This is a genomic window from uncultured Deefgea sp., from assembly GCF_947072475.1.
Lineage (GTDB): Bacteria > Pseudomonadota > Gammaproteobacteria > Burkholderiales > Chitinibacteraceae > Deefgea.
Genome location: NZ_CAMTIA010000006.1, coordinates 59,692 through 81,711 on the forward strand (window position 1 = coordinate 59,692; position 22,020 = coordinate 81,711).

Sequence of the window (22,020 nt, forward strand, 5' to 3'; positions counted from 1 at the left end):
CGATTCTGCACCATCAAGAAAACTTGCGACGTTCTTAATCTTTGCATTATTTCTTACTCGCCTCAAAACCCGTCTTGAGATCAAACATTTTCGGTCCACCTAGTACGATACCTTCTGACTTAGCGCTTGCTCAATAGACCGATTTATTGTTAAGTTTACGCTGCACAGCATAAGAGGGAAAGAATGTCGCCACCAACACCGCACAGCCTGTTGCAGCAGCTCCACGCTGCAGAACAGCAATTGAATCAAATTATCGTTGGCAAACCCCAAGCGATTCGACTCGCATTAGCGTGTGTTTTGGCCCAAGGCCACTTATTGATTGAAGACATTCCTGGCGTTGGAAAAACCACCTTAGCCCATGCTTTAGCGCAGGTTTTGGGCTTGGCATTTGCACGCATTCAATTTACCAGTGACTTACTGCCGGCTGATTTACTCGGCGTCTCAGTGTACGAGCGCAATGAAGCACGCTTTCATTTTCATCCCGGCCCGATTTTTACTCAAGTCTTGCTGGCCGATGAAATCAACCGCGCCACGGCCAAAACGCAATCTGCCTTACTCGAAGCCATGGCAGAACGCCAAGTTACGCTCGACGGGCAAACGCATTCATTACCTGCACCTTTCTTTGTGATTGCAACACAAAATCCACAACAGCAAATCGGGACTTTCCCTTTACCTGAGTCGCAACTGGATCGATTTTTGTTACGTATTGAACTAGGCTACCCTAGTCCCGCCGCCGAACGCGCCTTACTCGAAGGCACAGATCGGCAGGTGTTACTTCAGCAAACCAGCCCACTGCTAGATACTCAACACCTCATCGCAGCACAAACGGCGATACAGCAACTCACACTCTCACCAGCACTGCTCGATTATGTTCAAGCACTGATTGCACACACCCGACGCGACACGCAATTTGTATATGGCCTATCACCGCGAGCGGCTTTAGGCTTAGTTCATGCCAGCAAAGCTTGGGCATGGCTCAATGGACGCAATATGGTGCTGCCCGATGATGTACAACACGTTTTTGTCGCCGTAGCTGGCCATCGTTTAATCTCGAAACACAGCCATCGCAATGACTTTGCCGCGGCTCAGCAAATCTTGACGCAGGTCGCCATTCCTTGATTAAATCCACGATCAATAAGCCATGGCAGCGCTGGATCAATCGCCGTCACCCAGCGCGCAGTGGTCCACAAGCTATTCGCCATCAGCAACTCTATATCTTGCCGACGCGCTATGGCTTCGCTTACAGCATCATGGTACTGACACTGCTCGTTGGGGCGTTAAACTACCAATTAAACTTAGGTTTACTGTTTGCCTTTTTGCTGATTGGCATTGGCCAAACCGTCATGTTTAAATCGTATGCCAATCTACTTGGCCTGCGCTTAGAGGCACTCCCAATCTCTGCCGTTTTTGCTGGTGAACACGCGGCGGTGTTAATTCATATTGAAAATACAAAAAATATCTCGCGCAGCCAATTGCAAGTCTCTTGCCGCCACAGCCCCATCGCTTGGCTGGCAAACTTGCTACCTTGGGAGACACAAGACGTCACTTTACGGCTGCCATGCCCACAACGCGGTGCAGTTTCTTTACCGCGTTTACGACTGGAATCAACGCAACCGATGGCCTTGTTTTGTTGCTGGAGCTACCTAAACAGCCCGCAATCACTATGGGTTTATCCCGCACCGGAACAAAACCCACCGCCACCGCCCATCGGACGCGGCCCATCGATTGGACCAACGCTGTCTAGCAGCAATGGCCAAGATGAATTTAATGGTTTGCGTTTATTTCAACGCGGCGACGCCAAGCATGCCATTGCATGGAAACACAGTGCGCATGGCGAGCAACTGCTGGTAAAGCAGTTTCAATCCCCAGCTGGACAAAGCATTTATTTTCACTGGGCGGATGTGCAAGGTTTAGCGCTTGAACACGCTTTAAGTCGGTTGTGCGCTTGGATTTTAGCCGCCCACGCGCGTGAGCAAGCTTATGGGCTTGAGCTGCCCAATGCACACTTTGCCCCTGCATCTGGCGCAATCCATCAGCAACGCTGCCTCATGGCACTCGCGCAATTTACCCCTACAAGATGAGTATGAGCCGTCAACTGAGTCCTCAAGAACAACAGCAACTTGGCGTGCTGATGCTTTTGGTTTGCCTGCCGCATCTCATGATGCAAACCCCTTGGTTATCCGGTTTGCTAGGCTTGCTACTACTGACTTATTGTGGCTTACGCCCCCAATGGCGCACGCAAATCCCGCGCCACTTTAGTTTATTATTGGCGACCCTCAGTTTGCTACTCGTGAATCAAGTCCATCAAACCCTGATTGGGCGCGAAGCTGGGGTGGCCGTATTGATTGCGCTATGTATCAGCAAACTGTATGAAACACGCTCAGTTCGCGATGCGCATGCCATGCTATTGCTGGCCTTTTTTGCGACAGGGATCAGCTTTTTACATGGGCAAGCGCCTTGGCAAGCGGCGTTGGCTGGCTTGGCCTTAGTCGCAACCGTTTGCATTGCACTGCGTTTAGAAAACAAGGTACTAACCCTAGGTATATCCATCAAGACAGCAATCAAAATCTGTTTGCAAGCAATACCCCTTGCTATTTTATTATTTATTTTATTTCCTCGACTACCAGCACCGCTTTGGAGTTTACCCAACGAGACCGCCGCTCGCACGGGTCTATCTGGGGACAAAATGTCGCCGGGCAGCTTAAATCAATTAATCCAAGATGATCGCATCGCCTTTCGTGCGCAATTTAACGGCATGGCACCGCGTCAAACTCAGCTGTATTGGCGTGGCCCAGTGTTCGATCAATTCGATGGCCAATCTTGGCTACCTGCAACAGCACATTCGAGCAACCCACCGCCAATCATCGCACGCGGCCCGCAAGTCAACTACAGCATCACCTTGGAGCCACACCAACAAAACTGGTTACTGGCACTAGATCTACCCACTCAGTTCCCACAATCGGCGATGCTGAACTCACAATTGCAATTAATCCAACGCAGCCCAATCAGTCAAAGACTGCGCTACACCGCCAGTAGCACCTTACACTGGCAAACCTTGGGTAACGCTGACACTGCAGCGGCACTGCAACTACCGCCTTCTCTGAACCCAAAAACAGTCTCCCTCGCGCAAAGCTGGCAACAACAAGCACCTGCACAACGCGTTCAATCGGGCTTGCAATGGCTAAAGACCCAGCATTTCAGTTACACACTAACCCCACCATTGCTAGAAAAAAAAGACCGCATTGATGAATTTTTATTTGAATCAAAACAGGGCTATTGCGAGCATTACGCCAGTGCGTTCGCCGTGCTGATGCGGGCCGCCAACGTGCCTGCGCGTATTGTTACCGGTTACCAAGGTGGCCAGTTTAATCCCAATGGCAATTACTACATGATTCGACAAGCCGATGCCCACGCTTGGGTTGAGGTTTGGCTGCCAGAGCAAGGCTGGCAGCGCGTCGATCCGACCTTTGTGGTTTCGCCAACACGCATCGAAAATGGCTTCGAAAACAGCTTTGCATCTCGCTTGCAAAATGATGCACTGCCCAGCCTATTGAGTCGCAACGCGACATTCATTAAAGCCATGCGACTGCAGCTTGATGCGTGGGTGAATCATTGGAATCAGTGGGTGATTGCATACGATAGTCAGCGTCAACTGAATTTACTCCAGCGGCTAGGCATTAATGACTTTTTGTCTTGGCGATTTTTACTCTATTTATGCGGTGGATTACTACTTATTCTTGGTGGGTTTTTAGTTTATTTTTTACATCGCAACCCAGCGCAACCGACCGACATGGCCAGTCAATTATTTGCGCGCTACTGCAAAAAATTACACCGCTATCAGCTTTACCAAGCACCGCATGAAACCGCCAGCCAGTTTGCCGTGCGCTGCCAAATAGCACAGCCCGAATTGGCGGCCAGCATGATTGAGATCACCAATCTCTATTTGGCGGCACGTTATGCCCAAGACAGCAGCGCATTAGCGCAATTAAAAATCGCCATTAAACGTTTTGCTTAATTCAAACAGATCGATTTATGATGGCCAAACCCTCATTCACTCATTCTCATTTAAAACTATGGCTCGCTTTTTAACTGAACCGCAATTCGCACATCAAAATCCAGCCAAAATTGGCGTGCTTTTAATTAATTTAGGCACGCCAGAGGCGCCCACCGCCCAAGCTGTACGCCCCTACTTAAGACAGTTTCTTTCCGACCCGCGCGTGGTTGAGATTCCCAAAGCCATTTGGTGGTGCATTCTCAACGGCATTATTTTGACCGTGCGCCCGAAAAAAAGTGCTGAAAAATACGCCAGCATCTGGACCAAAGAAGGCTCACCACTTAAAGTTTGGACCATCAAACAAGCCAAACTCCTCAAAGGGCAACTGGGCGAAGCATTTCCAGAACAACTGGTTGTTGACTATGCCATGCGCTACGGCTCGCCCTCAATCGAAAGCCAAATCAGCAAATTAAAAGCACTCAATTGCAATAAAATCATTATCGTGCCGATGTATCCACAATATGCTGCCAGCACCACCGCCAGTGTGAATGATGAGGTTTACCGTGTATTACAAAAAACACGTTTTCAACCGGCCATCCGCACCGTGGCACCTTATTACGACCATCCTCACTATATCGCCGCCTTGGCCGCGCAAGTTCGCCAGCACTGGCAAGCCAATGGCAAAGGCGAGCACTTACTAATGAGCTTTCACGGCGTGCCGCGTTATACGCTCGAAAAAGGCGACCCTTATCATTGCCACGCACTCAAAACCGGCCGGCTATTGGCCGAAGCACTTGATCTGACCCCCGCCCAATATACCGTTGCATTTCAATCTCGCTTTGGCAAAGCTGAATGGCTTAAGCCCTATACCAGTCAGGTACTCCAACAGCTTGGCCAACAACAACTATCACAGCTGGATGTTATCTGCCCCGGATTTGTTGCCGACTGCTTAGAAACACTGGAAGAAATTGCCATTGAAGGTCAGCATGACTATCTAAAAGCGGGCGGAAAAAGCTATCAGTTTATTCCTTGCCTGAATGATCATGCCAAGTGGATTTCTACGCTCGAAGAACTGGTTCGCACCGAGCTGACAGGCTGGCTGACAAACGGTAAAGCTGAAAAAAGAAATATAGATGAATTAAATCAATCACTTAATAGATGCAAGACCATAAATACAACAAATTGAACTTGGGGATTTTAGAAATTAACGCTACACTCTGCGGTAAGCTTAATCTTACAAAAGGGGATATACCCAATGGCCACTAAACTATTCTTAGCTGAAGACGACCTGATCTTAGCCGACGCGCTAAAATCAAGCCTTTCGCAAGCAGACTTTCAATGCGATTGCGTGAATGACGGCGCTTTAGCATTACAAATTTTACTTCATAACGACTACGACGCTGTGGTACTGGATATCGGCCTGCCTAATATGGACGGCCTGACAGTATTGCGTAATGTTCGTCAGCATAAGCCTTCTTTGCCGATTTTGATTCTAACCGCATTGGATGGCTTGGATGAACGCGTCGCCGGTTTGGATGCGGGTGCCGATGATTATTTGGCAAAACCATTTGAATTCTCTGAACTCGAAGCGCGTTTGCGTGCGCTATTACGCCGCAGCCAAATCTTGCCACAATCGGTACAACAGCTTGGCAATTTGCGTCTTGACCGCGCCGGTCAACGTGCATGGTGCAATGATACGCCGCTGGATTTGTCAGCTCGTGAATTGACCGTACTCGAAATCCTGATGTCAAACATCGACCGCGTTGTCACTAAAGAGCAAATCGTCAGCGAATTAGGCAATGAAAATGCTGAAGTTGGCCTGAATGCGATTGAAGTTTACGTGCATCGCTTACGTAAAAAATTAGATCCAGCTGGCGTGGTGATTCGTACCATTCGTGGTTTGGGTTATTTACTTGAAAAGCAGCAAGTCATTCCTACTGATGCGACTAACTAAAACTTCGCTACGACAACAGTTGTTGTTGTGGCTTTTACTGCCCCAGCTGGTATTTTGCCTTGCTGGGGCAGCACTTTTTTTATCAATTACTTTGCACTATGCCGACAATGCAATTGATAAGCGTTTAATCAAATCGGCCAATGCCGTAGCTAAACTCATCCAACACCAAGCGCAGATCAGCCCGGAACTCAGCTCCAAAATTATCGCAACCATTGATTCGCTGGATGATTTAGAGATATTCGCCATCCATGATGGCAATCAGCGCTTAATCGCCGGCAGAGCTGATTTAGTTATGCCTCAAATGGATCAAGCGCCAAGCGATCCATTTTTTTATTACCAAACAATTGACGGTCAAGAATATCGTGTATTGATGCAAAATGACGTCGCGCAATCAAGCAAAACCTTACAAATTGCCTTTAACCTGCATGAACGTGACATTTATACCCGCAATATTTTTCTATCTACCGCAATCCCTTTACTCTTACTCATCATCATCACGATTTTCTTTGTTTGGTGGGGTATAGGACGTGGCTTACGGCCGTTAGCCCAGTTGCAATCGATGATGGAATTACGTAAGCCACAAGACTTATCGCCACTGGCCTTACAAGATGCACCTCGTGAACTGAATGCACTCTCGGCGGCACTGAATCATTTATTGGCGACCACCGAAGCCAGTATTGACCGGCAACGCCGATTTATTGCGGATGCGGCACATCAATTACGTACCCCACTGGCAGGACTAAAATCACAAACTGAATTAGCCATGCGTGAAAATTCGCCTGAAGGGCTGCGCGAACGGCTCAATATGGTGCATACCAGTGCCACGCGAAGCATTCACTTGGTGAACCAACTGTTGACCTTGGCCCGTTCAGAGCCCGGCAGCCAAAATAGCATCCCTAAAGTGCATATGGATTTGGCGAAAATCATTCGCGACTTAACCGCCGAGCTCGTGCCAAGGGCTTTAGCGGCGCGGATCGATCTGGGTTGCGATTGCTTTGTGCAAGATGCGCCACTGCATGGTAATTCAGCACTGCTGAGAGAAATGTTTATTAACTTGGTTGAAAACGCCATTAAATACATTCCTCGCGATGGCAGCGTAACCGTTCGACTCACCGAAGACGAAAAGAACTACATCGTTGACGTTGAAGACAATGGCCCCGGCATTCCGGATAGCGACAAAGATCGGGTATTTGAGCGTTTTTATCGCCGCGAGCAAACTGGCAATGGCTGCGGCCTTGGCATGGCCATTGTGCGTGAAATTGCAGAACGTCACGCCGGCAGTGTGCAATTACGCGATGCCGACCCGCATGGTTTAATTGTGCATGTGGTATTGCCAAAGACAGAGCTAAATACCTAACGTTGCCAGCCATACCGGCCTAAAACATAAGCACTGTTTTGGCAATAAAAAAGTCCCGCATCTAAAGAGCGGGACTTTTTTATTCTCTGAAACAAAATCAACGCATTGATTAATCAAAAATAACTGTTTTATTTGAATACACCAACACCCGATGCTGCAAATGCCAACGCACGGCACGCGACAAGACCACGCGCTCTAAATCACGACCTTGTTGAATCAATGCTTCAACATCATCGCGATGCGAAATTCGGTTCACATCTTGTTCAATAATTGGGCCATCATCGAGCACTTCAGTCACATAATGGCTGGTCGCACCAATTAATTTAACCCCGCGCGCAAACGCACGATGATAAGGTTTAGCGCCATCAAAAGCCGGCAAGAAACTATGATGAATATTAATAATGCGTTGCGGGAATTGCGCAGTAAATTCATGGCTTAACACTTGCATATATCGCGCCAGCACAATCAAATCGATTTCTTTTTCATGCAGCAATGCCGTTTGCGCGGCCTCTGCGGCCGCTTTATTGTCTTTACCGACAGTAATAACGTGATATTCAATCCCATAAAAATCGGCTAATGCACGGCAATCTTCGTGATTAGAAATAATTAACGGAATTTCACAATTAAACTCGCCGCTTTTATGTCGATGCAATAAATCAACTAAGCAATGATCATATTTCGATACAAAAATAGCGACTTTTTGTGGCCGATTCGATAAAGAAACTTTCCACGTCATTTGAAAACGATCGGCAATCGGCTGAAAAGCCGCTGAAAATGCTTTCATATCTAAAGTAAAGTCAGCCAAATCCCATTCGATACGCATCAAAAACAAACCATCGGTATTATCTTGATGTTGATCTGAATGCACAATATTGGCGTTATAGGTATACAAAAAATTAGCGATCGCGGCCGATAGGCCTTTTCGATCTGGGCAACTAATCAGTAGAGTCGCGGTATGAGTCATTCGGCATCATCTTGAATAAAGGTATAATCTTATTCTAACAGCACCCAACATCAGATAACAGTCGCGCTGTTACAAGTATTGCTCTTAATCCGCCGCGAAGCGTACTTTTCACCTTTATACCTCACATCAGCGAGAGCGAGCGCCCTAACCCAAAACAAATCAGCCTATCCAAATACATTCTTGGTTTTTGAATGTTTGAAAAAACCAAACGACAAAACCATCTTCGATTCAAGTGATAAACTAGCTGCTTTTGTTATTCATTCATCTGCGACATCATGTTCAATATCGTTTTATTCCAACCTGAAATCCCCCCCAACACGGGCAATGTCATTCGATTGGCCGCCAACACCGGCTGCATTTTGCATCTGGTCAAACCGCTGGGCTTTCCTTTGGATGACACCAAAATGAAACGCGCCGGACTCGACTATCACGAATATGCCAATATGTTGGTCCATGAAGACTGGGATGCCTGTGTGGCACACTTAGCGGGTCAGCGTTTTTTTGCTGCCACTACCAAAGGTTCGCAACGCTTTGACTTATTACAATACGAGCCGGGCGATGTATTTGTCTTTGGTCCAGAAACCCGTGGCTTACCCGCCGATTTATTACAAACTTTTGCTGCCGATCGGCGCATTCGCGTTCCGATGCAGCCTGATAATCGCAGCTTAAATTTATCCAACACCGTGGCAATCACCATTTATGAAGCGTGGCGTCAAAACGGTTTTATTGGTGGCGCATAAAGTAATACCAATTTAAAAGGACGATGACTAAATCGGGCTTGTTCGAGATCGAAAATAATCAATCGACAACACAGCGAGCAAGCTCTGATTTGCCAAATTAAAATCAACTTTTCTTTTTAAATCAGCCCAACAATACCAAATCAGCCAACTCAAACAGAATAATTCAGTTAGCAACCAAAACAGCCTACCCCCTCACAAGTCTGATACCACTAGCCCTGTATATGCGTTAAACCTCAAGGGGATTTACCTAGTGCTGTTGTACCCAATACGGATTTCCCCAGCTTTCTTCAATAGTGTTGCGGGTCTATTCTTGCATCGCCGAAGGATGAACCCGACATTCAGGACCCTACACCGACTAGCGATATTTGCTTAACCGTGCAGGTGCATTCAGTTGAACGCCTCTGGCATCGAATTTGTCGCTGATCACAGCAACAATCGATTGATTACCAGCCCATACCACTGATTGATGCCCCGAAGGAGTCCGATATGCTTTGGAATACCGCACCACACAACCGCCAAAAACTAGCCATAGCACGCCGTAATAAATTGGTCGTGGCCAACTGGAAAATGCATGGCAGTCTTGCCCTTTGTCGAGAAACCATCAGTCAACTCAATCACATCGTTCAGCCGGGTGCCGACCTGATTATCAGCCCCCCTGCACCTTACTTAAGTGAGCTGGGACGACTGGCGCAACAAACCGGCATTCATTGCTGCGGACAAGACGTTGCAGCACAGCAAAATGGCGCGCGCACCGGAGAATGGTCGGCCACCATGCTGGCGGAACTGGGCTGCCATCATGCGATTGTCGGCCACTCCGAGCGTCGCCAACATCACCGAGAAGACAACTTACTGATTGCGGCCAAAGCTCAGGCGTGTATTGATGCCGGCATTACACCGATTGTCTGCATTGGTGAAACCTTGGACGAGCGCAACGCCGGGCAACTCGAGCAGATACTCGGCCAGCAACTGGACGCACTACTGGCCACACCAGGCTGGCGACAAGCCATTATTGCCTATGAACCGGTTTGGGCGATTGGCACCGGCAAAGTGGCCACCCCGGCGATTGCCCAAGCAGCGCATCAATTTATCCGTGAATACCTCGCCAAAACCGATGCCGATGCCGCCGATGAAATGATGTTACTGTATGGTGGCAGCGTCAAAGCCGACAATGCCACCGCTTTATTTGCCATGCCTGACATTGACGGCGGCTTAATTGGCAGCGCCTCATTAGAAGTTCATTCTTTAGTCCGCATTTATCAAGCGGCCAGCTTCACCAGCCGTGCCGCAGCACAACTGACTTGATAAGGAAGCCCCATGACCGTGACACTCTCCACTTGCTTGCAAACCCAGCCTAGCGACATGCGCCAAATGCTTGGCAATATAGCGGGTGCTTGTAAAGTGATTAGCAATGCGGTCGCGCGCGCGGCTTTATCTGGCACACAAGGCGATGCGGGCAGTGGCAATATCCAAGGGGAAGAGCAAAAAAAACTCGACATCATCAGCAATGACATCATGCTCAATTGGGCGGGTGACTGCGGGCATTTTGCCGCCATGGCCTCCGAAGAGCTCGACACCATCGTGCAAGGCAACCCACAAGGCCGATATTTGCTGGTATTTGATCCGCTGGACGGCTCATCCAATGTCGACGTGAATATCTCAGTGGGTAGTATTTTCTCTATTTTGCGCGCGCCCGAGCAAACCCCAACCGAGGCGGATTTTTTACAAGCCGGCCGCCAGCAAATCGCCGCAGGTTATGCCTTATATGGCTCATCCACCATGCTGGTGATCACCACTGGTACGGGCGTGCAAGGCTTTACTTTAGACCGTGAAATTGGCGAATTTGTTTTAACGCACCCTGAATTAACCATCCCGAACGACACCCGAGAATTTGCCATTAACGCTTCAAATTCACGGTTTTGGGAAGCGCCCATCGCGCGGTATATTGATGAATGTGTTGCCGGTAAATCAGGACCACGTGGCGAAAACTTCAATATGCGCTGGGTGGCCTCAATGGTCGCCGAAGTACATCGCATTTTGATTCGTGGCGGGGTATTTTTATATCCGAAAGACAGCGCCAAACCGAATGGAAAACTACGACTACTTTACGAAGCCAACCCCATGGCGATGATTGTTGAGCAAGCGGGTGGCGCTAGCAGTACCGGACAGCAACTCACCTTAGACGTGCAACCAAGCCAACTACATCAACGCGTGCCGGTGATGCTGGGCTCTAAAAATGAAGTCGCCCGTTTAATTCGTTATCACGAATAAAAAACAAGGGTATTTAACTGCAGAGCATATGAAATAAAGCCTACAGTTAAATACCCATAAAACCTACTGATTTCGCATGAAATCAGCTGTTTTCATAAACGACTCTTCTAAATGCTCGCGCAAATCGCTATTCATCGGCACCTCAGCCAAAGCCTGCAACATACACAACATCCATTGATCGCGTTCTGCCTCACCAATGGCAAACGGCATATGCCGCCCGCGCAAACGTGGGTGGCCATATTTCTCAATAAATAATTGCGGTCCACCGAGCCAGCCCGATAAAAAATCATAAAATCGTTCACGAATCTGCGTGGTATCAGCATGATGCATCGCATGCACCCCCGCCGCACGTGGATCACTCGCCATAATGTCGTAAAAGCGATCAACCAATTGCCGCAAAATCGCCGGACCACCAAGTAACTCATACGGCGTCATTGCCTGCACTGCGGCGCTGTCAGTCATGATTCACCTCCACTGGCTGCACACAGCTGGCGGCTAATTTGGCGCGCTGCCGCGCTTGCTCAACATCCACGCCACTGGCGAGCGCCACCCCCATTCGGCGGCGAACAAAGGCTTCTGGTTTACCAAACAAACGTACATCGGCCGTCGGCACCGCCATGGCCTGCGCCACACCATCAAAGGCAACGCCAACCGCATCTACGCCGCCATAAATCACCGCACTCGCGGCGGGCGAGCGCAAACTCACATCCACTGGCAAGCCTAAAATCGCCCGCGCGTGCAATTCAAATTCTGAATATTGCTGACTTTGCAGTGTGACCAAACCGGTATCATGCGGTCGCGGGCTGACTTCACTAAACCACACCGCACCGCCCTTCACAAAGAGCTCAACGCCAAACAAACCACGACCACCCAAGGCGGTGGTTACCTTCTCGGCGATGTCTTGCGCGCGAGATAGCGCCAACGCCGACATCGCTTGTGGCTGCCAGCTCTCAACATAATCGCCACTCACTTGCACATGGCCAATCGGTTGGCAAAACTGTGTTTCAATCTCGCCACCAACGGCGATGGCGCGCACCGTCAGCAGCGTAATTTCATAATCAAAATCAACAAAGCCCTCAACAATCACGCGGCCATTTTTGACTCGACCCCCACTGGCAGCATAATCCCAAGCTGTCACGACATCTGCTGGCGTTTTGAGTAGCGACTGCCCTTTACCACTAGACGACATCACGGGTTTAACCAAGCAAGGAAAACCGATTTCAGCCACCGCCGTTTGCAACTGCACCAAGCTGTCGGCAAATCGGTATGACGACGTGGCCAAGCCTAAATCTTCTGCCGCCAAGCGGCGAATCCCTTCGCGATTCATCGTCAAATGCGTCGCGCGCGCCGTTGGAATCACCGTCGCCAAGCCTTCCGCCTCAATCGCTAACAAAGCATCGGTCGCAATCGCTTCGATTTCAGGCACAATCCAGTGTGGCCGCTCTAACTCAACCACGGCACGCAGCGCTTGGCCATCGGTCATATCGATGACATGACTACGATGGGCCACTTGCATGCCAGGCGCATTGGCATAGCGATCCACCGCAATCACTTCCACCCCTAAGCGCTGAAAAGCGATAATCACTTCCTTACCCAATTCACCCGCACCCAATAACATGACCTTGCTGGCGCTAGGCGTTAATGCCGTACCCATTCTCATCTCATTCCCTTTTTCTGCTGCGCGAACAGATCGCTAGATTATCGACTCACCCTGTCAGCTTACCATTGCTGGGATATCCCGTTTTAGCCGAGCACAATATTTATGCTCATTACCCAAGCTCGCCGCCACATCGCAAATCGTATTCCACTGCAGATTTTTGATTGAAAGCATAGGTATTGCTCGATAGCGCAATTAAATAAAAGCTTAGCGAGCAATACCTATTGGCAATAAAAAATCCCAGCCGCAGCTGGGATTGATTCAAAACACCTGCAACGCATTATTCACCCAGATACGCTTGCTGAACTTTTTCATTGGACAATAAAGCCGCCGCATCATCGCTAAAAGTGACTTTGCCCGATTCCATCACATAGCCCCGATTGGCAGTTTGCAAGGCTAACTTGGCATTTTGTTCTACCAACAACATCGTCACGCCTTCGGCCGCCACCATGCGAATAATCTCAAAGATTTTTTGCACAATAATCGGCGCCAAGCCCATAGACGGTTCATCAAGCAATAACAACTTAGGTCGGCTCATTAAAGCGCGGCCCATCGCCACCATTTGCTGCTCGCCACCAGACAGCGTGCCTGCCAGCTGCTTATAACGCTCTTTCACGCGTGGAAACAATTGATAAACACGCTCTAGGTCATTGGCTATTTGCGCCTTATCATCGCGCCAATAAGCGCCCATCAACAGGTTTTCTTCCACCGTTAAGCGGCCAAAAATACCTCGCCCTTCTGGCACCATCACTAAACCATGACGAACATAATCATGCGCTTCGATTTTGGCTGTCGATTGATTTTTAAATAAAATCTCGCCACCAGCAGGTTTGACCATGCCCATTAAAGTTTTTAAGGTGGTGGTTTTACCCGCCCCATTGGCGCCAATCAAAGCCACTAATTCGCCTTCTTTGACTTCAAGATTAATGCCTTTTACCGCATGAATCCCACCATAAGCGACCTTTAAATCTTTCACTTCTAATAATGTATTCGCTGACGCTGTCATTCTGGTGCCACCCCTAAATACGCTTCGATCACTTTTGGATCGTTTTTAACGAGCTCAGGAATCCCCTCAGCAATTTTTTTACCGTAATCGAGCACCGCAATCCGATCGCACAAGCCCATCATTAATTTCACATCATGTTCAATCAATAAAATGGTCACGCCATCATCACGAATTTTTTCCATGAGTTTTTTTAAATCATCGGTCTCTTTCGGATTCATCCCCGCAGCCGGTTCATCCAGCGCCAACAATTGCGGGTTCGTCGCCAAAGCGCGCGCAATCTCCAATCGGCGTTGATCACCATACGATAAATTCCGTGCCAACTCCTCGGCTCTATCGGCAATACCAACATAAGCAAGTAAGGTTTCCGCTTTGAGCGTAATCGCTGCCTCTTCAGCACGCGCTTTGGGTGGGCGAAATACTGCACCAATCACGCCAGTGTGGGTTCGAACATGTTGACCGACCATGACGTTTTCTAAGGCGGTCATATTGGCAAACAAACGGATATTCTGAAATGTGCGTGCAATACCCGCCTCGACGACGACATTGGGTTTTTTACGAAACAAATCTTTGCCGTTAAACGTAAATTGCCCTTCATCGGGCTGATACAAGCCCGTCAGCACATTAAATAGCGTGGTTTTACCTGCCCCATTGGGGCCAATCAAACCGTAAATTTCACCCTTATTGATCGACAAAGCCACACCAGATAATGCATGCAATCCACCAAAGCGCTTATTGATGCCACTGATACTTAATAAAACCTCAGTCATGATTGCGCTCCGCGTCTTGCAAACTGTCATTTTCTTGTTGCGAAATGGTTTTCGTTTTCGGGGCCAACTCAGCTCGGCGCTGTTTCGATGGCCACAGGCCAGCAGGTCTAACCAGCATGATCACAATCATTGCCAAACCAAAAATCAACATCCGTAAGTTTTCTGGATCAACCACCTTGCGGCCCACTAGCGCTTGCTGCAATGGATTAATCACGTCACGCAAAATTTCTGGCGTAATCGAGACAATCACCGCGCCTAAAATCACCCCAGGAATATTGCCCATCCCGCCCAGCACCACCATGGCCAACACCATGATCGACTCCATCAAGGTAAACGACTCGGGTGATACAAAGCCTTGGAAGCTGGCAAATAAAGCCCCGGCTACACCACCAAAGCTCGCGCCCATGGCAAACGCCAATAGTTTAACGTTCCGAGTATTAATCCCCATCGCATTCGCGGCGATTTCATCTTCACGAATCGCCACCCATGCCCGGCCAATTCGCGAGCGCTGTAAACGCATCGAAACAAAAATAATGAAAAAACACATTGCGAGAATCAGGTAGTAATACAAATGAATTTTCTCAAAACTAACACCCAAAAATTCAATTGGACGACCCAAATCGTAACCGGCAAATTGCACCGCCGGAATATTGTTAATCCCTTGTGGGCCATTGGTAATATTGATCGGACGATCTAAGTTATTCATGAAAATCCGAATAATCTCACCAAAACCCAAGGTCACAATGGCTAAATAATCACCGCGTAATTTCAATGTTGGCGAGCCCAACAATACGCCAAACACCCCTGCGACAAACGCCGCAATCAGCATCATGACAAAGAAATTAGGTTGGAATAACCACTCTGGAATCACCGCCTGCAAATGCGGTGAATTGAGTAAGGCAAAGGTATAAGCGCCAACGGCATAAAACGCGATATAACCCAGATCGAGCAAACCGGCGTAACCCACCACAATATTGAGCCCTAAAGCCAACATAATGTAGAGCAAAGCAAAATCCACCGCCCTGAGCCATGAATTGCCACTTTCAAAAAAGTGGCCCAATGCCCAAGGCAAAATCGCTAACACCACGGCAATCACGCCCAGCACCAGCGTTGTTTTTAAGTTATTGGCACGAAATTCGGCGCTATTGATTGTACTTGTCATATTCACCTCGGCTTAAGCACGTTCTGCAACGCGTTCACCCATCAAACCTGAAGGGCGGAACACCAAGACTAGAATTAAAACGACAAATGCCAGAATGTCTTTGTAATTACTGCCAAGGACTCCGCCAGTTAAATCACCGAGATAACCTGCACCCAAGCTTTCAATCACACCCAGTAATAAGCCGCCCAGAACAGCGCCACCTAAATTACCAATGCCACCGAGCACTGCGGCAGTAAAGGCCTTCAAACCAATCATAAAGCCCATATACGCGTGCGCTTGATCATAATTGGCGGCGACCATCACACCAGCCATCGCCCCCAAAGCCGAACCGATCACAAACGTCATTGAAATAATATGATTGACATTCACCCCCATTAATTTTGCTACTTCTGGGTTTTGTGCTGTGGCACGCATCGCGCGGCCCATTTTGGTTTTTTCAATCAGAAAATACATGCCTGCCATCAGCAGCAAAGTCAAAACCACAATCGCCACTTGAACTTGCGTAATCGAAGCGCCGCCAATGCTATACACCTCGGTCGGCAAAATCGCTGGGAACGGACGATAGTTACGACCCCAAATCAGCATCGCCAATTGTTGCAACACAATCGACACACCAATCGCAGTAATCAACGGCGCCAAACGAGGAGCACGGCGCAAAGGCCGGTAGGCTACTTTTTCAATGGTGTACCCAAGCACCATCGACACCGGTATCGCCATCAGTAAGCCAACCAACAACAGGGCCGGCCCCGATAAATTAAAATGATGTCCTAATAAGAAATTGATGCAGGTGATCGTCACCATTGCACCAATCATCACCACTTCACCATGCGCGAAATTAATCAATTGCATGATGCCGTACACCATGGTGTACCCCAAAGCAATCAGCGCATAAATGCTACCGATTACCAACCCATTAATAATTTGTTGGAGAAAAATATCCACTGCAGGCCCGTCCCTAAAAAGACTATTCGTACAACGAAACGCGTGTTTCGCCGTTTTATTTATCCATGCTACGTATCAGTAACCACCAAATTCTACCGTAACAGTTTGGATAACGTGAAAATTACCTGTTTGTGGTGATGCGGAATACTGCGGTTTTCCCTAGCTCTCCATGCTTACGGATTATTACACTTTCGTTATTAATGACGTCATCATGTTGGTTTGCCATGTATTGACAGCGCTAATGGGGTATTCATAAGCAGGCCATTACTCATATGGGCGGCAGCGATATACATCGTTAATCGTGCCAAACACCATCACAATCAATCAACATAAAAAAACCGCCCATCGGGCGGTTGAGTATTAATTTAGCGATGACGTGCTAGGCAACAAACTGTGCAATCGCGATTTCAAGTCGCGCTAAGCCGGTTGTAATCTCTTCATCATTCACCACCAAAGAGGGGGCAAAACGGATCACATTCGGCCCGGCCATCAACACCATCACGCCATGTTGCGCCGCCATATTCAAAATTTCTTTCGCCCGGTCTTGATAGGCTGCAGATAAAACCGCACCAATCAGTAAACCCAAACCACGCACTTGACTAAACACCGGATACTTTGCATTGATCGCGGCAATACCAGCAACAAACTGTGCGTGTTTGGTTTTTACCCCCGCCAATACTTCCGGCGTGTTAATCACATCCATCACCGCACCTGCTACGGCACACGCCAATGGATTGCCACCATAAGTAGTGCCGTGCGTGCCAGCAACCAAGTATTTGGCAATCTCGGCCGTTGTCAGCATCGCCCCAATCGGGAAGCCGCCACCTAAGCTTTTTGCACTGCTCAAAATATCTGGCACGACGCCATATTCTTGATACGCAAACAAGCTACCGGAGCGCCCCATCCCCGATTGCACTTCATCAAAAATCAAATAGGCGTTGTGCTGCGTACATAAATCACGCACCCCTTGCAAAAAGGCTGCATCGGCAGGCACGACACCACCCTCACCTTGAATCGGCTCTAAAATCACGCACGCAGTGTCGTCGTCAATCAAGGCTTTAAACGCGGCTAAATTATTGTATTCAAAGTATTCAATGCCGGCGGGCTTAGGGCCAAAACCATCTGAATACTTAGGCTGACCACCCACACACACGGTAAAAAAGGTGCGCCCATGAAAGCTACTGAGTGCCGAAAGCACTTTATTTTTTTGCTCGCCAAATTGCTCAATTGCCGCACGGCGGGCTAATTTCAGCGCAGCTTCATTGGCTTCAGCACCCGAATTGCAAAAAAACACTTTATCGGCAAACGTGGCATCGACTAATTTTTGCGCCAATGCCAGCGCTGGCTCATTGGTAAACACGTTCGAGACATGCCACAGTTGATTGGCCTGCTGAGTTAAAGCGCCAACCAATGCCGGGTGGCAATGGCCCAAAGAATTCACGGCAATACCACCAGCAAAATCGATATATTCTTTACCCGATTGATCCCAAACCCGGCTGGCTAAGCCACGGACAGGTATAAATGCAGCGGGTGCATAGTTGGGCACCATGTATTGATCAAAAGCAGCGCGGGTTAAAGCCATAGCAGTCTTCCTTTAAAAATCAAATCAGCGATGACTCGATGATAAACTAAGACGACGCCAGCGGGATATGCGGAGTAAGCGTATAAAAATAAACACTGTGTTTTTATACGCGCTATTGACGCTTGGTGTTCCGCCGCGCTGGCGTGATTTTCGTGGCGAATCAAGCATTGTCTTCGCGAAAATAACCGCCGCTACGAAAACGCCCTGCCCGCCGCTATTGACGGTGAATTGGGCCATGTAGCGATTCTATTTTGCAATCGGAATTCGCAATACCCAACATGGACTCACTTAACTGATTGAGTGAAAAATACACCGTTGGCGAATACCCTGTTGCAGCACACCAAACGGCTTTTCTTTGCTGGACCTCAGACACGTTAGCAGGACAAAAACGCTGTGCCTTAGCGCTATCTTGCTCGGTAAATACCTCTAAAATGCCGCTCCACTGTTGCCGTGGCAGCGCAGCATTCACCGCACTTAGATAGGAGGCCGTCGCTGGCTGCGGTTTACGCAATACGCCTTGCCCGCCTTGCACCATCCATTGAATACCAGTTTGCTGCTGTAATGAGCGCAGCATTTCTGCGTATTCTTTGGGTGGACTAAACCCGCCAAAAAAAGAGCTCGCGTACACCGGCAAATCAGGTCGTAACGCCTTTAAATCCCGCGAAATAGCTTGATAATGCCGCATCAACATTGCTTGTCTAGCTGGCGTTCGCCAATTCAAATCATCAATTTCTTCGGGAAGATACCAACCAATTATTTTCACCTTTGATTGCACGATGATTTTTTTGGCCTCAGCAAGACTCAATTCACGCAAACCTGACAAATACGCCTCTAATTTATTATCGGGCAAATCAAGTGCTTTAAAAAAACTCGGGTCGGAGTACAGACCCATGATGTAACTACGATGCCCATTCAGCAGCAAACGATTATGCAACCAGCCCGAGCCATCACTGGGCCAAAATTCAGCCTGCCCACTGCGACTCCATTGCAACAGCACAATCCCAAAACCCTGCGCATCTAACTGCCGATTAATTCGGCGTGCGTTGGCCGGAGTGACTTCAGACTGACTTTGCCACGGTTGCAAGATCACTGTTTTAACCGCCGGTTCTTGGCAGGAACTAGCCAATAACTCGGCACTCAATACTAACGTCGATACAGCCCATATCCATTTCAATGTGTAACGCTCCAACGGAATAAAACAGCGAATCGATCATCGCTATTACCACCAATCGCTTGCCGAACCTCGACTGCAATCCTTTGCTGCTGGTCAGGTGCCCGCCAAGGGTCACCACCAAACCAAGTCATCAAGGCGAGTCCTACCCCAATATCAAATCGGCTCACGGTCGAATGTTGGTCATTATCCGTATTCGTAGCGACCATGCTATTGATGTAAGGCATTAAAGTCGTTTTACCTGCATCGATTAAACGATAGTGTTCACCGACTTCAAGCACCCCAGTTAAATAGTAGCTATTGGCACGAGCTAGCCATGCCGCATCCCCATACACGCTCAGCGAAGTCCATTGCGCTTTAACCGGCTGCCAATCGGTATTGATTGAATGCGATCCCGATAAGCGCAGCATCATATCTTGCGTATATTTTGCATCATCGCGGTAAATCCACTCAGCAGACCCCATCAGTACATAATTTGTTAATAGCCGTTGGCGAACGCCCACGCTGAAATTGGCATTGTGATTTAATAATTTTAACGATTGATCTTGCAAGCTGGCATCACTGCGAACAAAAATGCTCGTTGGTAATGCCACATCGATAAGCGGATCAAGCCGGTATGCCAGCTCAGCATTGATCGCACCACCATATTGCGCAAATTGCACTGGACTACTGACCAGCTGGCCATCGGGACCTTGATTCAAACGAATCTGGCTACCCAAAGACCAACTCCATCGGTCTTCCAAAGTTTGCACATTGCGTTGCCAACCAAACAGCTGCGTTTGCATCGCCGTCTCATCCAAGCCCAATCGAGTTTGGATTTCGGCTTGGTGATCAATACTGAAGCGTAAATCCGCAATGGCCAACTCAGTTTGCCCCAAGGCCATTTCAAGCTGCGCAATTTCAGGGCTGAGCTCTTTACGATTGGCATCGTGCGCCAAAGCGGCACGAAATAAGGCTAAGGCTTGCTCTGCTTTGCCTTGGCCTTTCAACCAAAAGCCATATTCAGCCAAAATCTGCGGGTTGTTCGGTGCCAATTGGGCTGCCTGCGCCAATGCCGCACCTTGTTGTTCATGGCGCTGCAATTGCTGCAAAAAACCAGCGTATTCGTACCACAACAAGGCACTGGGCTTTGCGGCTAAGGCTTCTTGATAAGCGGTATCTGCCGCCGCAAAATCTGCATGTTGACGAGCTTGTCTTGCACGCCCCAACGCCAATTCACCCGGCGGAAAATAATCGGGATAATGCGCCGCAATATCCGCACTCACCGCCAAATCGAGATGCTGCAGCGCTAGTTTTGCCAATTCACGCGCCTGCGATTCGTTCATTTCCAACTGCAAGCGTTGATCTAAACGCTGCATCCCTTGCGCGACATCGCCACTAGCCAGCAACGCCTCACCTTCACCTTGCATTGCGGGGATTGATGCATGACCTTTTAGCTCACTCAGTTGATTGGCTGCCGCAAAATAAGCCGCAGCCTGTTGGTAATTGTCCCGACTGCAATAGGCCGCCGCCATTTGGCTGCGCTCGGTCGTTTGACTGGGCAAATTAGACACTGGCGTCTCTCTCAACAACAAAGGACAGTTTTTCCCTTGCAAGAGATTAGTCAGCGTTTCACCCAAGGCGGGGGTCCATAAATGCGCTTGCCTTAACTGAGCGAGCTGCCGCTGTAGTTCCACGTCTTGATGCTTGGTCATTAAGGCCGAAAAATCGGCGCTGATTTTCGCTTCGCGCTGCGCGGCAGGCAATGCGGCATACGGAAAAAGGGCGGCCGGTTGCAATGCGCGCGGCGTGGCGGGTTGAGCACGCTGCGCAACTGGCGGTGATTTTTTAGGCTTGATCGTTGCCGCGATCGACGGCATTGCCGATGGCAATAACTTGGCGGAGAAAGTCGGATTGGACTTGGCCGATTGCAGCACCGCCTCCACCTGAGTCAACAAGGCTGGGGGCAAAGTAATCTGATATTTCGCAATTTGCGCCAAAGCATGTTGAATCTGCGTCACGTTGCCTTGTCGTACCGCTGCATTCATCCAAACGTCCGCCACTTTACTGCGCGCCACAGGCGTTAAGCCCGAACGTTTTAAGGCTTCAGGCGCAAGCTGCAATAGACGAGCATCATCGTGATTTAAATAAGCGTTCCACGCTTGCAATAAATAGCCCATGCCATCATTGGGCGCGCGGTGCAGCCAATCTTTCCCCAAACGACTCAAGCACTGCGCATCTTGCTGCCGCGAGCACACTTCAGCCAATGCTAACGTCGCTTTTCTTTGGTGTGGATCAATTTTATAAACCTCTTCAAACCATTGCCGAGCCCCCGCGTAATCGCCCTTATCTAAGCGCTGATAGGCTTTTTCCATGCGCGGATACGTTCTAAACTCACGCCATTCATCCCCCAGCCAACTGGCTTTTACGGGCGAACTCAAACCCAATGCCATGCACAAAAAGGACACAGCGCTAAT

At 48.8% G+C, this 22,020-nt stretch carries 19 protein-coding genes; 9 read left to right on the plus strand and 10 right to left on the minus strand.

The genetic code is table 11. The features are described 5' to 3' along the window. Positions 1-183 precede the first annotated feature (183 nt). The 6 genes from Q0V82_RS03895 (at position 184) to Q0V82_RS03920 (ending at position 7,305) form a co-directional block, all read left to right on the plus strand. On the plus strand, positions 184-1,119 hold the full coding sequence (locus Q0V82_RS03895; RefSeq protein WP_297572879.1) for a MoxR family ATPase: 936 nt from the start codon (positions 184-186) through the stop codon (positions 1,117-1,119). Then, entirely contained in the window at positions 1,116-2,081 is a 966-nt protein-coding gene (locus Q0V82_RS03900; protein ID WP_297572881.1) for a DUF58 domain-containing protein, read from the plus strand. The genes Q0V82_RS03895 and Q0V82_RS03900 overlap by 4 nt, the downstream gene beginning before the upstream one ends. A 2-nt stretch (positions 2,082-2,083) precedes the next feature. Next, positions 2,084-4,015 (plus strand): DUF3488 and transglutaminase-like domain-containing protein, encoded by a 1,932-nt coding sequence (locus tag Q0V82_RS03905; RefSeq protein ID WP_297572883.1) that lies wholly within the window; start codon positions 2,084-2,086, stop codon positions 4,013-4,015. A 58-nt stretch (positions 4,016-4,073) separates the two neighbouring features. After that, on the plus strand, positions 4,074-5,180 hold the full coding sequence (gene hemH, locus Q0V82_RS03910) for a ferrochelatase (RefSeq protein WP_297572885.1): 1,107 nt from the start codon (positions 4,074-4,076) through the stop codon (positions 5,178-5,180). Positions 5,181-5,249: 69 nt separating this feature from the next. After that, positions 5,250-5,948, plus strand: a complete 699-nt coding sequence (locus Q0V82_RS03915; RefSeq protein ID WP_173533858.1) for a response regulator transcription factor — start codon at positions 5,250-5,252, stop codon at positions 5,946-5,948. Between the two features lie 22 nt (positions 5,949-5,970). Next, positions 5,971-7,305, plus strand: coding sequence for an ATP-binding protein (locus Q0V82_RS03920; RefSeq protein WP_297572888.1), 1,335 nt, complete (start codon positions 5,971-5,973; stop codon positions 7,303-7,305). Between the two features lie 109 nt (positions 7,306-7,414). On the opposite strand, the gene purU is transcribed toward Q0V82_RS03920, so the two are convergent. Further along, positions 7,415-8,269 carry a formyltetrahydrofolate deformylase gene (purU, locus tag Q0V82_RS03925; protein WP_297572890.1) on the minus strand — a complete coding sequence of 285 codons (855 nt, stop codon included), beginning with the start codon at positions 8,267-8,269 and terminating at the stop codon, positions 7,415-7,417. A gap of 275 nt (positions 8,270-8,544) precedes the next feature. Here purU and trmL point away from each other — a divergent pair, with 275 nt between their 5' ends. The 3 genes from trmL (at position 8,545) to Q0V82_RS03940 (ending at position 11,277) form a co-directional block, all read left to right on the plus strand. Next, positions 8,545-9,009 carry a tRNA (uridine(34)/cytosine(34)/5-carboxymethylaminomethyluridine(34)-2'-O)-methyltransferase TrmL gene (gene trmL / locus Q0V82_RS03930; RefSeq protein WP_297572891.1) on the plus strand — a complete coding sequence of 155 codons (465 nt, stop codon included), beginning with the start codon at positions 8,545-8,547 and terminating at the stop codon, positions 9,007-9,009. 486 nt (positions 9,010-9,495) lie between these two features. Further along, the gene (tpiA, locus tag Q0V82_RS03935; protein WP_297572893.1) at positions 9,496-10,311 is read left to right on the plus strand and encodes a triose-phosphate isomerase; all 816 of its coding nucleotides are present in this window, start codon (positions 9,496-9,498) and stop codon (positions 10,309-10,311) included. 12 nt (positions 10,312-10,323) lie between these two features. After that, positions 10,324-11,277: a class 1 fructose-bisphosphatase gene (locus tag Q0V82_RS03940; protein WP_297572895.1), complete on the plus strand. Its 954-nt coding sequence runs from the start codon at positions 10,324-10,326 to the stop codon at positions 11,275-11,277. Positions 11,278-11,340: 63 nt separating this feature from the next. Here the strand turns inward: Q0V82_RS03940 and Q0V82_RS03945 are convergent, their stop codons facing one another. The 9 genes from Q0V82_RS03945 to Q0V82_RS03985 form a co-directional block, all read right to left on the minus strand. After that, the gene (locus Q0V82_RS03945) at positions 11,341-11,739 is read right to left on the minus strand and encodes a group II truncated hemoglobin (RefSeq protein ID WP_297572897.1); all 399 of its coding nucleotides are present in this window, start codon (positions 11,737-11,739) and stop codon (positions 11,341-11,343) included. Continuing rightward, the gene (purT, locus tag Q0V82_RS03950; RefSeq protein ID WP_297572899.1) at positions 11,732-12,931 is read right to left on the minus strand and encodes a formate-dependent phosphoribosylglycinamide formyltransferase; all 1,200 of its coding nucleotides are present in this window, start codon (positions 12,929-12,931) and stop codon (positions 11,732-11,734) included. Before purT ends, Q0V82_RS03945 begins: the two co-directional genes overlap by 8 nt. A 283-nt stretch (positions 12,932-13,214) precedes the next feature. Beyond that, positions 13,215-13,940: an ABC transporter ATP-binding protein gene (locus tag Q0V82_RS03955; protein WP_297572900.1), complete on the minus strand. Its 726-nt coding sequence runs from the start codon at positions 13,938-13,940 to the stop codon at positions 13,215-13,217. Next, positions 13,937-14,707 (minus strand): ABC transporter ATP-binding protein, encoded by a 771-nt coding sequence (locus Q0V82_RS03960; protein ID WP_226763093.1) that lies wholly within the window; start codon positions 14,705-14,707, stop codon positions 13,937-13,939. Before Q0V82_RS03960 ends, Q0V82_RS03955 begins: the two co-directional genes overlap by 4 nt. Next, positions 14,700-15,869: an ABC transporter ATP-binding protein gene (locus Q0V82_RS03965; protein WP_297572902.1), complete on the minus strand. Its 1,170-nt coding sequence runs from the start codon at positions 15,867-15,869 to the stop codon at positions 14,700-14,702. Before Q0V82_RS03965 ends, Q0V82_RS03960 begins: the two co-directional genes overlap by 8 nt. A gap of 12 nt (positions 15,870-15,881) precedes the next feature. Beyond that, the gene (locus Q0V82_RS03970; RefSeq protein ID WP_182075037.1) at positions 15,882-16,811 is read right to left on the minus strand and encodes a branched-chain amino acid ABC transporter permease; all 930 of its coding nucleotides are present in this window, start codon (positions 16,809-16,811) and stop codon (positions 15,882-15,884) included. Between the two features lie 379 nt (positions 16,812-17,190). Further along, complete coding sequence (locus tag Q0V82_RS03975; protein WP_297572905.1) at positions 17,191-18,393, minus strand: aspartate aminotransferase family protein; 1,203 nt, start codon at positions 18,391-18,393, stop codon at positions 17,191-17,193. Positions 18,394-18,607: 214 nt separating this feature from the next. After that, positions 18,608-19,567, minus strand: a complete 960-nt coding sequence (locus Q0V82_RS03980; RefSeq protein ID WP_297572907.1) for a DUF4434 domain-containing protein — start codon at positions 19,565-19,567, stop codon at positions 18,608-18,610. Further along, positions 19,564-21,984, minus strand: coding sequence for a hypothetical protein (locus Q0V82_RS03985; RefSeq protein ID WP_297572909.1), 2,421 nt, complete (start codon positions 21,982-21,984; stop codon positions 19,564-19,566). Before Q0V82_RS03985 ends, Q0V82_RS03980 begins: the two co-directional genes overlap by 4 nt. Positions 21,985-22,020 lie beyond the last annotated feature (36 nt).